The sequence below is a fragment of the Deefgea sp. CFH1-16 genome (genome assembly GCF_016881365.1).
Classification (GTDB): Bacteria; Pseudomonadota; Gammaproteobacteria; order Burkholderiales; family Chitinibacteraceae; genus Deefgea.
Genome location: NZ_WLYT01000001.1, coordinates 1,604,373 through 1,618,087 on the forward strand (window position 1 = coordinate 1,604,373; position 13,715 = coordinate 1,618,087).

The 13,715-nt window shown below is 47.2% G+C and carries 18 protein-coding genes, 1 tRNA gene and 1 pseudogene; 7 read left to right on the plus strand and 13 right to left on the minus strand.

Annotated elements, in window-relative coordinates:
* Nucleotides 1-22 precede the first annotated feature (22 nt).
* Entirely contained in the window at nucleotides 23-628 is a 606-nt protein-coding gene (locus GKO28_RS08875) for an energy transducer TonB (protein WP_182076021.1), read from the minus strand.
* 647 nt (nucleotides 629-1,275) lie between these two features.
* Here GKO28_RS08875 and GKO28_RS08880 point away from each other — a divergent pair.
* A tRNA-Gln gene (locus GKO28_RS08880) sits at nucleotides 1,276-1,352 on the plus strand.
* A 127-nt stretch (nucleotides 1,353-1,479) separates the two neighbouring features.
* Here GKO28_RS08880 and GKO28_RS08885 read toward each other — a convergent pair.
* From GKO28_RS08885 to GKO28_RS08895, 3 genes are all read right to left on the minus strand, one after another.
* Nucleotides 1,480-1,986, minus strand: coding sequence for a hypothetical protein (locus GKO28_RS08885; protein WP_182076022.1), 507 nt, complete (start codon nucleotides 1,984-1,986; stop codon nucleotides 1,480-1,482).
* Nucleotides 1,987-2,088: 102 nt separating this feature from the next.
* Complete coding sequence (locus GKO28_RS08890; RefSeq protein WP_182076023.1) at nucleotides 2,089-2,472, minus strand: hypothetical protein; 384 nt, start codon at nucleotides 2,470-2,472, stop codon at nucleotides 2,089-2,091.
* Nucleotides 2,378-2,614 carry a hypothetical protein gene (locus GKO28_RS08895; protein WP_182076024.1) on the minus strand — a complete coding sequence of 79 codons (237 nt, stop codon included), beginning with the start codon at nucleotides 2,612-2,614 and terminating at the stop codon, nucleotides 2,378-2,380. The genes GKO28_RS08890 and GKO28_RS08895 overlap by 95 nt, the downstream gene beginning before the upstream one ends.
* A gap of 246 nt (nucleotides 2,615-2,860) precedes the next feature.
* Here GKO28_RS08895 and GKO28_RS08900 point away from each other — a divergent pair, with 246 nt between their 5' ends.
* On the plus strand, nucleotides 2,861-3,139 hold the full coding sequence (locus tag GKO28_RS08900; protein ID WP_182076025.1) for a peptidylprolyl isomerase: 279 nt from the start codon (nucleotides 2,861-2,863) through the stop codon (nucleotides 3,137-3,139).
* Between the two features lie 79 nt (nucleotides 3,140-3,218).
* Here GKO28_RS08900 and GKO28_RS08905 read toward each other — a convergent pair whose 3' ends face one another.
* The 4 genes from GKO28_RS08905 to GKO28_RS08920 all read right to left on the minus strand — a co-directional run bounded on the left by GKO28_RS08905 (nucleotide 3,219) and on the right by GKO28_RS08920 (nucleotide 6,965).
* Nucleotides 3,219-3,866: an OmpA family protein gene (locus GKO28_RS08905; protein WP_182076026.1), complete on the minus strand. Its 648-nt coding sequence runs from the start codon at nucleotides 3,864-3,866 to the stop codon at nucleotides 3,219-3,221.
* Nucleotides 3,867-4,371: 505 nt separating this feature from the next.
* A complete protein-coding gene (locus GKO28_RS08910; RefSeq protein WP_182076027.1) occupies nucleotides 4,372-5,325 on the minus strand; it encodes a YcjF family protein in 954 nt (317 codons plus the stop codon).
* A 68-nt stretch (nucleotides 5,326-5,393) separates the two neighbouring features.
* The gene (locus GKO28_RS08915; RefSeq protein ID WP_182076028.1) at nucleotides 5,394-6,074 is read right to left on the minus strand and encodes a methyltransferase; all 681 of its coding nucleotides are present in this window, start codon (nucleotides 6,072-6,074) and stop codon (nucleotides 5,394-5,396) included.
* 117 nt (nucleotides 6,075-6,191) lie between these two features.
* Complete coding sequence (locus GKO28_RS08920; protein WP_203564048.1) at nucleotides 6,192-6,965, minus strand: ABC transporter substrate-binding protein; 774 nt, start codon at nucleotides 6,963-6,965, stop codon at nucleotides 6,192-6,194.
* Between the two features lie 258 nt (nucleotides 6,966-7,223).
* Here GKO28_RS08920 and GKO28_RS08925 point away from each other — a divergent pair.
* Nucleotides 7,224-7,806, plus strand: a pseudogene (locus GKO28_RS08925) (NAD(P)H-dependent oxidoreductase).
* Between the two features lie 124 nt (nucleotides 7,807-7,930).
* Here the strand turns inward: GKO28_RS08925 and GKO28_RS08930 are convergent.
* The 5 genes from GKO28_RS08930 to GKO28_RS08950 all read right to left on the minus strand — a co-directional run bounded on the left by GKO28_RS08930 (nucleotide 7,931) and on the right by GKO28_RS08950 (nucleotide 11,387).
* On the minus strand, nucleotides 7,931-8,233 hold the full coding sequence (locus tag GKO28_RS08930; RefSeq protein ID WP_182076030.1) for a P-II family nitrogen regulator: 303 nt from the start codon (nucleotides 8,231-8,233) through the stop codon (nucleotides 7,931-7,933).
* A gap of 11 nt (nucleotides 8,234-8,244) precedes the next feature.
* Nucleotides 8,245-9,183, minus strand: a complete 939-nt coding sequence (locus tag GKO28_RS08935; RefSeq protein WP_182076031.1) for a sodium-dependent bicarbonate transport family permease — start codon at nucleotides 9,181-9,183, stop codon at nucleotides 8,245-8,247.
* A gap of 290 nt (nucleotides 9,184-9,473) precedes the next feature.
* A complete protein-coding gene (locus GKO28_RS22775; RefSeq protein WP_203564049.1) occupies nucleotides 9,474-9,563 on the minus strand; it encodes a PEP-CTERM sorting domain-containing protein in 90 nt (29 codons plus the stop codon).
* A 58-nt stretch (nucleotides 9,564-9,621) separates the two neighbouring features.
* On the minus strand, nucleotides 9,622-10,143 hold the full coding sequence (locus tag GKO28_RS08945) for a hypothetical protein (protein ID WP_182076032.1): 522 nt from the start codon (nucleotides 10,141-10,143) through the stop codon (nucleotides 9,622-9,624).
* Nucleotides 10,144-10,613: 470 nt separating this feature from the next.
* Nucleotides 10,614-11,387, minus strand: coding sequence for a hypothetical protein (locus GKO28_RS08950; protein ID WP_182076033.1), 774 nt, complete (start codon nucleotides 11,385-11,387; stop codon nucleotides 10,614-10,616).
* Between the two features lie 133 nt (nucleotides 11,388-11,520).
* On the opposite strand from GKO28_RS08950, the gene GKO28_RS08955 reads away from it, so the two are divergent.
* From GKO28_RS08955 to GKO28_RS08970, 4 genes are all read left to right on the plus strand, one after another.
* Nucleotides 11,521-11,982 carry an alanine--glyoxylate aminotransferase family protein gene (locus tag GKO28_RS08955; protein WP_203564050.1) on the plus strand — a complete coding sequence of 154 codons (462 nt, stop codon included), beginning with the start codon at nucleotides 11,521-11,523 and terminating at the stop codon, nucleotides 11,980-11,982.
* Nucleotides 11,951-12,676, plus strand: a complete 726-nt coding sequence (locus GKO28_RS08960) for an alanine--glyoxylate aminotransferase family protein (protein WP_203564051.1) — start codon at nucleotides 11,951-11,953, stop codon at nucleotides 12,674-12,676. The genes GKO28_RS08955 and GKO28_RS08960 overlap by 32 nt, the downstream gene beginning before the upstream one ends.
* A 292-nt stretch (nucleotides 12,677-12,968) precedes the next feature.
* Nucleotides 12,969-13,334, plus strand: a complete 366-nt coding sequence (locus GKO28_RS08965; protein ID WP_182076034.1) for a hypothetical protein — start codon at nucleotides 12,969-12,971, stop codon at nucleotides 13,332-13,334.
* A gap of 71 nt (nucleotides 13,335-13,405) precedes the next feature.
* Nucleotides 13,406-13,714, plus strand: a complete 309-nt coding sequence (locus GKO28_RS08970) for a cupin domain-containing protein (protein ID WP_182076035.1) — start codon at nucleotides 13,406-13,408, stop codon at nucleotides 13,712-13,714.
* The last annotated feature ends 1 nt before the right edge of the window (nucleotide 13,715 follow it).

Genomic DNA, 13,715 nt, shown 5'->3' on the forward strand with positions numbered 1-13,715 from the left:
CACATGGCGTTCATCGACAAATTCATAATAGCGTAGCAGCATAATCTGCCGATTCGCATCGAGTAGTTCGGCAGGGACCGGGCCAAAATGGTGCAGCAAGTCGAATGATTTGCAAGGCATCTTTATCCAGCTTGGGATTGCCCGATTCTCGGGTGAGGCTGAGCGCCGCAATGCTGCCGTCGGCATTAAGGACGACCCGAAATTGCATTAAGCCAAATAGCGCTCGGCCATTGTCATCTCGCGGGAAATTTTGCTGGCCGATGCGTTCTACTTTTTGCCGAATTTGTCGCTCCCAAATCCCAAAAATCGCTTTGTTTTTGTCTGAACTTTGGCTGCGAATCGCCCCGTCTTCTGCTTGCGGTGCTTCGAGGTGTTTAATATCGGCATAGTGCGTGAGTAATGGCTTGCCTTGCCGACTGGTGCCAACTGCGGTATCGAGCCCAGAGATTTCAACTTCTTTATTGTTGCTTGGAATCACTGGCGTTTTGACCATGCTGGCGGCGACGACTTTTTTTGGCGCCGGTTTGGCACGATACAGCGGTTTTTCGGCGCTTGCGGCTTTGGTCATCAAGGGCGGACTGGGTTCGGGCGGCGTAACTTTGGGTGTTTGCCGTTGTTGCAGCGTCATCTCGATTGCGCCACCGCTGGCGGATTTGGGGCTTTTTAGCTTCTTGGGCTGGAATCAGCAATACCAGCAGATGCAATAGAATCGCCAAGATAAGCGCCTGCAACAGCCAGCGTTGGGGCTTTTGAGCAGAAATGGCGAAATCATGATGCGACATGCAAAAAAATCCGAGTGGGAAAGCGGCTTCATTCTATCGTGAAGTTTGGATAGGCGGGCGATGTTGAATTAATTGCTGAGCGCTAGGGTCTGTTGACGTTTGGTTTCCCCCCGCGCTGGAGTGCTTTTCGCGGCGAATCAAGGCGTAGTAAGCGATGCATAGTCATGCTATGTGAGCTTGCTACAACACAGAGTCGCCGCGAAAAGCGCCCAGCCCACAGGGTTTGGCGGATTTTGGCCTGATGCTGCGTTACAAAGCGCTGGCGTAGAATGACTACGCTGCGCGCTTCGTGCCTTGCCTCAGGCCAAAAGCCGCGCAAACGCGGTTGGCAAACCAAACGTCAATAGACCCTAAGGTACTGATTTTTATCAGAATGGCAAAAAAAAAACAAAAATATTTTAAAAAAAAGACTTACCGTTTTAAAAAAATATAGGGTATTATCCGCCCCCTAACTTGCTGAATGTGATTCACACAGTCAACAAGGCTAGTCGCTAGGGGAGTCGCCAAGTTGGTTAAGGCACTGGATTTTGATTCCAGCATGCGAAGGTTCGAATCCTTCTTCCCCTGCCAAGAATTGTATAAAAATGAGTCGCGATGCGGCTCTTTTTTTATTGTCTGCAATTTTTTAATTCAGATGTATTTATCGGCAGCGCTTTACGAATATAAGCTAGCTATAAATACCCCCCTGTTACCTTGCTTAGTTGCTTAAGGCCGCTTTGACTTCTCGCTCGCCTAGATCGGCGGCACCTCGGTAGCCGGAACGGCGCAGTGCAATACCCCATTGTTCGACAATCGGGGCAAAATCTTCTGCACGACGAACGCTACTCAATAATTCAGCTAAGCGCTGCTCCCAATTTTGTCCGAGATATTTTTGTGTCACTTGCATAATGACTTGGCGTGCCGCTTCGATTTGGCGCTGCTGCTTAAGGTCTTGCCCTAGATCGGGCGCGAGCGTGCTCGGGCCGGTGAATGTGCGTTGATTGAGGATTTGTTCCGGTGTTGCTGAGTTGATTAATCCCAGGTGTTGTAGCTTTAAAAGAATCTCGACTACATCGATCTGTGGCAGCATTTCAATCAAAGCGTAATGATGTCGGCTGCCATCAATCAAGAGCAGGATCTGCCGCTCTTTTTGGCTGATTAAACCGCTGCGCTGCGCTATTTCCTGCTGGCCGATTGAGGTTTTAGAATAAATAGTTTTTTCCATGATGGCACTCGGCGGCGATGGCACATGGTTTATATATAAGCGCAAACTGATGTAGTAAGTAAAAACTAACTACATGCTGTTGCATAAAATAAACAGCCTAACTTATGAGTACTGAGTGGGGCGATGAATGATATCGCGCAGTGCTTCTTCTGCTTGTACTAACAGCGGAGCCTGTTGTTTGCGGCGATCTATAGCCAATAAAGGCGTTTGCTGCTGGCGACGTTCTGGATCATAAAAATGGATTTTTTGGTCGGCTGCGCCATTTTCAAATTGAATCACTCCGGCGATTTTCCACGTTTGTTCGATACGTTTGAGGTGATAGCTAGTTTGGTATTCCCATGGGCTGCCATCATTGCGAATGACGCGCCAGCGTAATTGAGCGCTGGCTAAATCAGCACTGATTTTGCATGATGCTGAGAATGGTATAGGTGGCGTCGTGAAAGCCTTGTGCTGCGTACCAAGTAAATAATGCGTGCGTGGTTTCACGTAGCGCATCCATTTCGGGCCAATCGGTGCGTTCTTCATTGATGAGCGTAAAAAAAGGCATGGCAAATAAATTGCAGACGCCATCGACATCGAGCTTGGTGTAGACCGTGGCAAAGTCTTCAAAAAATTCTTCTAAATTCATTCGAAACCTTTCTTCAAACCAACTGCAAAATTATTTTGTTATAAATTATAAGTGATACTTAGCAATGTATGGGTTTTTACTTATATGGTGATGTATTTTTGCTGCAAATTTTCCAGCTTTGCAATGGGAATGCTGTTGATCGATTGAATCGGGTTGTTCTGCTTGAAATTATGACTTTCATCGCCATCTATAAAAATATTCAGATGTATTCATTTAATTAAAGCCAAGTCTTTGTAGGAGTTGTTCATGGTTCAAGCTACTGCCAGCCATTTATTGGTAAAAACTGAAGCCCAGTGCGAAGCACTGAAACAAGAAATTTTAGCGGGTGCTGATTTTGCTGCCGTTGCTAAAGCCAATTCAAGCTGCCCATCTTCGGCACAAGGTGGTGCTTTGGGCTCGTTTGGCCCTGGCATGATGGTGCCTGAGTTTGATAAAGTCGTTTTTAGCGCGCCATTAAATGAAGTGCAAGGCCCAGTGAAAACGCAATTTGGTTATCACTTGTTGGTAGTGACTAGCCGCGGTTAAGCAGCTTGCGCGAATACAAAAAACACCGCCAATTTAAAATGGCGGTGTTTTTTTTTGTGCCCAATTACACAGGCAATGCTTATTGCTGTGCTGGCTCGGCAACAAAAATCTCCACTCGGCGGTTTTGTGCACGACCCGCTGCGGTGTCGTTGCTAGCCACGGGGTTGCTTGAGCCCATGCCATCAATTGTCATGCGCTGACTGGCCACCCCTTGGCTGGCAAGATAGTTACGCGTTGCTGCGGCACGATTCACTGATAATGGATTATTGATTGCATCGCTACCGGTATTGTCGGTGTAGCCAACAATACGTACTTGCGTTGATGGGTTTTGATTTAATGTTTGTGCCAAGCGATTTAGAATCGGTTTCATGCTTGGTTTAATTGTTGAGCTACCGACGGCAAATGAGAAATCCGCAGGGATTTCGAGTTTTAATTCATTGTTGGGTGTTTTGCTGACTTCAATGCCTGTGCCTTGCGCTGCTTGTTCCATTGCGAGGCGTTGTTTTTCCATATGTGATGACCACATATAGGCACCTAATGCACCTGCTGCGGCACCAATTGCGGCGTCGCGGCCAGTGTGGCTACCTTTGGATACTTTGCTAATCCCCGCGCCAAGGGCGGCGCCACCGAGGGCACCAAGGACTGAACTTTCTGTTTTTGACATGTTTGAGCAGCCAGTTGCGACTAAACTGAAAGCGACTAATGCCGGTAAAAGAGCACGTTTCATGGTGTATTCCTTTCATAAAAATTGATAAGGGCAATCAAAACACTATCTATGCCATTAAGCTATAGAAAAATACCCAAATTCAGGTGATTTTCATCACATTATCCGTAGCCCATTGCGTTTTTGGCGGCGGATGAACCATCATAAGCAAAAATTTCACACTGTTATTGTCTTCAGCCCAATGGTCGATTTGAGGGGGAGAAACGTTCAAATTCGACGTGTTAATTCCGCCGAGGCATTGGTGGCTAGTCGGTGATGGTTCTAAATATTTAAAGGGTATTGATTGATGAGTATGGTGCTGCTTGCGCTGGTGTTGAACACCGATCGCAAGAGATTGAATCGTACTTTAGATGATGATTCAGCTGGGTGTGGTTTTGACTTGTTAAGCGCTCCGATCTGATCGATTAGAGATTGCTCAGCCTAGTTTTAGTTCACACTAGAAGCACTGCAGTATTAAAGGGTATTGTAATGCAGCCTTTTATGAAAAAAGGCTGCGATGAGATACCCTTTACTTGCCTTTGACTAAGGCCATGATTTCAGTGGCATTGAGTGTGCTGGCTCGCTGCTGAATCTCTGGCAGGTATTTAGTTTGCAGATCTTTTGCCGGCGCCAAGGTTTCTTGAAAGCTCTGCTGGAGCAAAGCGGCGCTCATTTGGCGCCCACCAGCGTAATAGCGTTTGGCAACTTGGCCTAAGGCGTAGGTGCTGGCAAAAGAAAATGCCATGCCGGTTGCTGCGCCACCTAAAGTCTTGCCCCATTTACCGCCAACTTTACCGAACAAACCACCGACCAGTTTACGGCCAAATTGTTCGAGATATTGCGAAGTTAAGCCCACACCGACGGTGGATAAAAATTCGCGGATATGGCCTTGATCTAATTCGTAGCCATAGCGTTGACCAATGTTGTAAACCATTTTGATTTGCAATGGAATAATCGCTACCGAGGCCCAAGTTTGCGGCAGTATTTCCAGCGCGCCATTGAGGATGGCTGATTTTAAAATACTGCTATCGATGGCCGCTTGATCCACCGTAGGCCGAGCAGCTGGTTCGCTAGGTTGAGGATTAAATACCGGCACGCTGCTTTGTGCGGCAGCGACCAAGGAATCTGCTTCTTGCTGAAACAAGGTGGTTGTCGGGTTGTTGAGGGCTAAACATGATTTTAGCTCGGCCAAAAATTGCTGTTCTGCCGCGCAGGTGCTGCCATCGGCATCGCAGACGCACACCGCCATCTCATAGGCAAATTGGCGCTCGGCCTCGCTACTCAATTGCATACACACTGAGGCCAAGTTCACGCGCTTAAATAAAACATCTTGATATAAGCGGGTTAAATCAATGCCGCTGTCTTGGCCTAAAGACTGGGCTAATCCGCGGATATGTTCGCGCTCGCGTTCATCATTATTGCCATCGGCAAACGCGGCCAGTAGCGCAATGGTGAGAATGGCTTGTTGTTGTGCGACTTGCATGATGTGCCCTTATAAAGTGGTTTTTTACTAGACCCATACGCTATGGCTTTGTTCCCAATGGTTTATTTTTATCGTGGATCTGAACGTAGATACTGTAGAAGTCGGCCACGATAGGCGCTACCGTCGTTGAGCGCTTGGGTCAGCATGGTTTCATGCAGACTAAAGCCACGCAGGGCCATTTGCTTATGAAAGGCACTACGATTACTGCGATTGGGATCGATAATTAAAATTTCGGCTGTGTCTGCGGCATGTTGATTGATAAAGGCCGCCAACACTTCAGGATGTCCACGCTCATACAGCACGTCGCTGCCAATAATCAGATCAAATTCGCCTAAATCAGGATTGATACGTCCCCAGTTACCGGTGCAATATTTTAATTTTGGCAGGGTATTGAGTTGTAAATTGGCCTTTAGAAATTGCTCGGTGAGTGGATGGCAATCGCTGGCGGTAATATCGCCGAGCCGGCGATGAATCACCATACTCGCCAGTGCCAAGCCGCAGCCGATTTCGAGTACACGGCGGCCACCTAAATCATAGCTTTGCATTAAATCGGCGAGTTTTTGTGATGAAGGCCAAATTTGCCCAAATAAAGGCCAGCAGGATTCAGAAATCCCTGCGGCTTCAGCTTCGCCCAGGGGGTCATAAAATTGTTGTCGATCGAGTAAAGCGCGAATATTGAGATCAGCCCCGCCAGCGATGGTGATGGGGAGTTGTTTGACTTGATAGCCAAACGGAACAGCATGGAGCATGACAGCCTTGGGCATGTGCAGCACTGAATGCTAGTCGAACCGACAGGGCGCAGGGCGCTTAGCAAGGCGAGGAGTAAACGGCGGGGCAGAGGTGCAATTGATGAATCGTTTTTCATACTAACACCCCTTGCGAATGAGCGATGCGTACTTCTGCCTTAGCGCAGTTGGGCAGCCATTTAAAATGGCGTTTAATTCCCCGCTTGCGTGCATTTTGGCCAGTCCTTGATTAAAGCGTTGCAGCAAGAGTTCGGCATTGGGTGTTTTTCGGCTAATCAATAAATACATGGGCTCTTCATGAATAATTTGTGTGCTGATATTGATTTGCTCTAAGGCTTTGCTGCCTAAATTGTGGCGAATGAGGTGCATGCCAACCGCCTCTTCACAAGGAAAAGCATCGATACGTTTGGCGAGAAGTTTGGCAAAGTTTTGTGCATCGTTAATGCCAATATCACTTTGTAGTTGTTGGCTTTGGATTAATTGAGTTAATGCTTTCCCGTAATAGTAGCCATGCGTGACACCCAGTCGATGCCCCTTTAAGTCATCGAGCTGCGACCAATCAATCGGCCGATCGCGATTAAAAAATAGCACGACTTTGCTGCGATAAACCGGTTGGCTATATAAAAAATCTTGTCGCCGTTCAGCGTTATCAATCCAAAGCAAACTGCCTTGCACATTGCCGCGACGCGCTTCGTCGAGCGCTCTTTTCCATGGATAAAATCGATATTTAACATGGATATTTTCTAGCGCAAATGCGCGGCTGACAATTTGGCTGGCGTAACCATATTGCGGCAGGTTGGCACCAAGCAATGGTGGCCATTCGCCATTGGCTAGATCAATCTCTTGTGGTGCGGCAAAGCAGCGAGCAGCAAAAAATAGTACGAGATAGAACAATAAATTTCTAAACATAACAATGAAAAATAGATGGTTTTTGTTGGTAAGTTTTGTGACAGGTGCTAAGCAAGGTTATCATCGGCCTCACCAAGATCCACGTCAAGACATATGCATTATTTCACTAAGAAAATAGCCAGATTGAATGAATGTCGGCAATTGATTGTATGGGTATTGATGGGTTTATTACCTTTATTTTGATGTGTTTTATTGGTAAGTTCATGATCTGAAACTTCAAATCAAGCAGGATAAAGGGCCTCCATGTCACGGATTTTAATTATTAATGCGGCAAAAGAATTTGGGCATTCTAAGGGACAATTGAATCAAGCTTTAAGTGATTTGGCGCAAATGACCTTGCAAGCGCAAGGGCATGAAGTGCAAGCGAGCCATATTGATCAAGGGTATGTGCTTGCAGATGAGATTAATAAGATCTTGTGGGCCGATACCCTCATTTATCAAATGCCGGCTTGGTGGATGGGGGCGCCGTGGGATTTTAAAAAAATACATCGATGAAGTTTTTACTGCAGGGCATGGCGTGCTGTATCACAGCGACGGCCGTTCTCGCTCAAATCCGGAGCAAAAATATGGTTCGGGTGGGTTATTGCAAGGCAAAACCTATCTGCTTTCAGTCACGTGGAATGCGCCGATGAGTGCCTTTACCGAGCAGGATGATTTTTTTGCTGGTGCCGGCGTTGATGCGGTGTATTTACCATTTCATAAGGCCAATGAATTTTTGGGGATGAGCGCATTACCAACATTCATTTGTGCTGATGTGATTAAGCAGCCAGATATTGCCGGCGACTTTTTACGCTATCAACAGCATTTACAGCAGTACTTTGCTTAAGCAGAGAGAATGCCTGGATGAACCACCGCGTTTTTTAAGGTTTGTCTTGCTGGTGGCCGCCGTATCACTACGGCAGCTCGGCTTTGTTTGCCAATCAATCGCTTTAATTGGGCTTTTGATTAAACTAAAATTTATCACCTCGCAATACACGCACTTCACTCAGCCATTGCACCAAAGCAAAATGCGCGCCAAATTGCTGGTGCACTGCGAGCGCCAATTGTTCAGCTTGTCTTGTGTCCATAATCAGTTCAATTTGAATATTTTCATTGGCATCAAAATTGCCATGTTTTTCACCGTGTTCTCCGTTGCCGCGTGCGGCAACAATTGTCCAGCCGCGAATCGATCTGGTTGCAAATAAAGCGATTAAATCATTTTCAAGCACCGCTTCGGTGACGATGGTGAGTAGTGTTCGGGTATGGAAAGTCATCGCATAGCTCCTTAAGCCGCATAGCCAGCAAATTGATGATAAAGCGGCACGCCCACGAGGATGTTAAACGGAAACGTTACGCCAAGTGCGGCACCGAGCGAGAGTGCTGGATTGGCTTGGGGTAACGCCATGCGCATTGCCGCTGGTGCTGCAATATATGATGCCGAGGCGGCCAAAATCGCCATCAAGGTTAAGCCGCCCAATGAGAGGCCCATCAGTAAGCCAAAACCAATACCGACCCAGCTGAGCAGTAGCGGTAAAACAATCCCGATACTGAGGACCAGCAAACCTTGCTGGCGTAATATCCCCATTTTGCCAGCGACGACTAAGCCCATTTCGAGTAGAAACAGCGTTAATACCGGTTTGAATAAATCGATATACAGCAAATCAAGCGGTTTGATGCCTTCTGGCCCAGCCAAAGCGCCAATAAGTAAGCCACCCATTAGGAGCACCATGCTTTTACCAAGAAAGACTTCGTGCAGTAGTTTGCGCCAGCCATGACCCGATTGCGCAGCATTAGGACCAAGTCGCGCCAGCACGACGCCAATCATCAGCGCGGGCATTTCGAGTAGCACTAAAAACAAGGTCATTTGTGGCTCAAAGCTAATCTGTTTTTGCGCCAGAAAAGCCACGCCAACCGCATAAGTCACGACCGACACCGAGCCATAATGCGCCACTATGCTCGCGGCATCGACTTGGCTGAGTTTGATGCGAAGTAGTGGGTAAATCAGTAATGGAATCAGCGCGCCCATAAAGATGACGAGCAGGGCTTGCGGTAACAAGGTCAAGATCGGTTGTTTGGCCAGAATTAAGCCGCCCTTAATACCGATGGCGAGTAATAAAAATACCGATAACGTTTCATAGAGTGCACTAGGTAGTTTTAAATCTGATTTTGCCAAGCCTGCAGCTAAGCCAAGCAAGAAAAACAGCACAACGGGATCGATTTGCATGTAGGAATGTTTCTTATTTGTTGGCAATATTTACGAATTTACTACATTTTGCCAAAATAAAAAACATATAAAAACAAAGGTTATATCCATTTTTTGTTTAGCAAAAGTACGTAGTGGAAAATAGGATGTAGGCATTTTTAAGGTGTGGAAAATTGCCGTTTGCTGCGGAGCAGATTTTTCGCGCTGACGTTGTCGATCACTGCAAGGTGGAATACAAAATGCCGCTCATTATTGCAATGAGCGGCATTGAATATGTGCCGGTGTAACTGGGTGATTCGAGCTATTGCAGATTAGTGCGAATGAAGTCGTTTTCGGCGAGCTGCTGCAAGTAAGCCCACTAAGCCGATACCCATTAAGGCGTATGTTTCAGGCTCGGGCACTGGGGCAACATTGACATTGTCGATATAAGTACCATAGCTATCGGACGTGCCGGTCGCTTTAAAAAACTAAATAACTATAACCGGTTCCGCTACCGACTACACCTTGACTAAAGGTTTGCCAAGTATTACTTGCTACCGCGTTGGGGTGCAAATCGGCAATCATATTGCTCACTGTTGTTGCCGCGAGAATACTGGCGGTTGTTGCGCCAGCACCAAGGGTGTTAATCCAAAAAGCTTGTAAGCCATTGGTGGCAACGGTGGTATTTGGCCGGGCAGTAAAGTCAAAATTTAAACTGTAATTTTGGCCCGCTGTAGTGCCAAGCGATTGCGCCATGGCACTATTGGTATGGCTGTCAAGCTCAACAAATTGTTGACCTTGTGATGCAGGGCCAGTCACATTGCGTTGGATTTCAATCCCCGCGCCCGAGATACTTTGCCAAACACCGCCAGTGCCAACGCTGGCAAAGACGTTCCAAGTTCCATTCGGAACCACTGTTTCTTCAAAACTAGCATCTTGTACTAAATTGGCCTGTGCTAGAGCAGGAGCAGACAAAAGTAAAGCAATCAGGATGTTACGCATGGTGAGCTCCAGTGCAGGTCAATGAGGTTGGTAATATTGCTGATCACTGGTCAGCATACAAGGCCGATGATCGTGAATGCCAAATGAATCACAATGGGGTGGTATGTTTTTCTGACTGTATAATACACGAAACTTACTCTATTGTTTTGTAGTTTATGAGGAATTAGCGCGTAGGTGCTGTACTGATTCGTTTTTCACTCAAGCTAATCCTTACTACATGTTTTAGATTGGCAAGGTGCTTGGTTGAAAATGAAGAAAATGATCGGCGCATGAATCAATGTCATGTTTTGGTAAGTCTGTGCTTTCTGATTAACGGCGGCAAATTCAAGTCAATCAAGCGATTTTTTATCGTCGATTCAAGGCGATAATAAAAAACGTTAAATGTTGACGAGCCACAATGGGTATCGCTCATAGGTGTTTTAAATAAAATACCTGGAGTGATATACCTTGATGGATGACGCTGGAAAGCATTAGCGCCAATGCCACGCGATGCCAGTGGCGAGTGCGAGTAAATAAACCGGCCAGCTCAGACCGAGTAAAAAGAACAGCAAGAGGGTTAAAACGACGCCAACACACCATGCAGGTACATTTTCGCTGAATGATGCGTTGGGCTTGGGTGAGCGGAAAAAATCGTCGATGCTTTCGGGCATTTCGTTGGGCTTGGGCGAGTCGGCGGTATAGCGAATCGCATCGACTTGGCCATTGGCGGCGTCGATTCTGGTTTGGCGTTCGGTTTCTGCCAGTACATATTGTTGGCCACCGGCTTCCATCCATTCAGCCAAAATACTAAATTCGCCACCATCGAGCCAAACACCATGCTCGCGGCATTCATCGACAATCACCGCGATGTGCCGGCTAAAAGCTCGGCGATTCATCATCTTATTGCAGGCAGGGCAAGGTTTGTAGCGCACGACTTCAGGTTTAATGCGCTCAATGATGATTTGTCGAATTCGCCCATGATTGATTTCGCGAACTTGCGCTGCCACATGATCGAGCACAATCGGCAGTGCGCCAGGTGAAAAATGCAGCCCTTTGCAGCTGGAACAATGACCGACCGTGGTGTGTTGTGCACCTAATTGCAGTAGTTGCAGATCACCACATTGATTGGGACACAGTAATTCACTGTGCTCCGCCAGTATTTTGAAATCGCGGATGGCCAGTAAATCAACGGCATTATATAAGCCGCAATAGCTGCAAACGAGTTGGTCAACGGGCAGTGCCGCGCCGCATCCGGTGCAATTCATGGTGTATTCCTGTAGTGCCAAGGGTACTTATTTTGCGCAGACTGTCTTAGATCGGTACGCCCAATTGCAAAGGCGTGACCGCTTGGCGACAGCCAGCCATAATAGGCCATCACTTATTCTAGCGGAGTTTGTTATGCCGATGTCAACACTGCTTAAGCCCAGCATTCAACCTTTTTTTCCTCCACAACGTACCTTAATGGGGCCGGGGCCTTCTGATGTTTATCCTTCGGTATTGGCAGCTCAAGCCAAGCCAACGCTAGGGCATTTAGACCCGGTGTTTGTTGGCATGATGGATGAAGTAAAATTGTTGTTGCAGTATGCATTTCAAACTCAAAACGAAATGACTTTGGCGGTTTCTGCGCCGGGTTCGGCGGGGATGGAGGCGTGTTTTGTTAACTTGGTCGAGCCGGGTGAAAAAGTCATCGTGTGCCGCAATGGCGTATTTGGCGAGCGGATGCGACAAAACGTTGAGCGGGTCGGGGCGATTGCCGTTTTGGTCGATAGCGAATGGGGATTGCCGGTCGATCCCAATGCCGTAGAAGCCGCGCTCAAGGCCAATCCAGATGCGAAAGTTTTTGGCGTTTGTTCATGCTGAAACGTCAACCGGCGCACGATCAGACGCTAAAGCGCTGTGCGCTTTGGCCAAGCAATATGACTGCTTAAGTATTGTGGATGCCGTAACGTCGCTCGGTGGCATTGAATTGCGCGTTGATGAATGGGGAATTGACGCGATTTATTCTGGCAGCCAAAAATGTTTGTCGTGTGTGCCGGGATTATCGCCATTATCGTTTTCTGCTGCCGCGGTCGAAAAACTTAAAGCGCGTAAAACCCCCGTACAAAGTTGGTTTCTTGATCAAACCTTGGTCATGGCCTACTGGGGAAACGGGAGTGGAGCCAAGCGCAGCTATCACCACACTGCACCGGTTAATGCTTTATATGCCTTGCACGAGTCTTTGCGTTTATTGGCCGAAGAAGGCTTAGAAGCCGCCTGGGCGCGGCATGCAGCCATGCATCTTGAATTGCGCGATGGTTTAGAAAAACTCGGTATTGAATTTGTTGTGCCTGCTGAAGCGCGTTTGCCACAACTGAATGCAGTGTTTATTCCGGCTGGGGTAGATGATGCTGCGGTACGGAGCCAGTTGCTGCAAGACTATAATTTAGAGATCGGTGCTGGTCTTGGCGCTTTGGCAGGAAAAGCCTGGCGGATTGGTTTGATGGGTTATGCGGCGCGGCGTGAAAACATTGCTTTATTACTACAAGCACTGGGCAATGTTTTAGCCAAAAAATAAATTCATGTGAGCAATCAATAACGCACTGCTGATGACACGATCTGCGGTGCGTTATTGATTTGGCGTTAAGGATGTTGTTTTCGCTGAAAAAACGCGGCGAATTGTTGATTTACTCGCCGTGTTTTTGGTTCGCGGCTCGGTGCTGAATCGTTGTCGTTGGGTAATCGCATTGTAAAAGCGTTAAAAATGCGCTTTGCCGCTTAAATCTGCGCATAAAATGAGCTTTGAGTTTCCCTATGGCGAGCATGGACGCGTACCATGTCGAGCAATAAAGTGAATTGAGGTGTAACTGATGAGTACAAAACTATCTAAAGATGAAATGGCGGCGCTGGTTGAAGTGAGTCGTGGTTTGAAAAGTACCCGTTTAAGCCACGCGGTATTTAAAAATGTAAAAGCCCTCACTGGGCAAAAATTAGCCGCTTATGAGCGCAAAACCGGGATTTTGCAAATCACTGATTTGGGTAAACAGACGATTTTTATGACGCTGTGTATCGAGAGTCTGCGCCAATTAAAAATCAATCCAACGCTAAAAATCAACGGTGAAGCACTGGCGTTTTTATTGCGTAAAGGCCATGTTGAAACGCGTGAAGGCGAAGTCGGTCATTTCATCACCACCAAAGGTGAAGAATCGCTGGTTGATATTGACTCGCAAAAATAAAGAACGCGATTTTGATTTAAAAACGCCCACTTGCTGTGGGCGTTTTCACGCGTATGTATCGAGATTGAACGATGAAAATTCAAAATATTTATACCGATGCTGTCGTACCAGCAAGTGGTGAAACGTTTTCAGCGTTGCTCTCGCAGCAGGGTTTACTGATCGAGCGGATAGTCAGTTCACCTAAAATTGCCTCGACTCAATACGTGCAAACGCAAGATGAATGGGTGTTGCTGCTGCAGGGCGAAGCCGAGATGGATGTGGCGGGTGAACGCGTGTTGTTGGCGGTGGGCGATTATCTCTTTTTGCCGGCGCAAACGCCGCATACTGTTTTGCGCGTCAGCGATGGTGCCATTTGGTTGGCCGTGCATCACCAACCCTAAA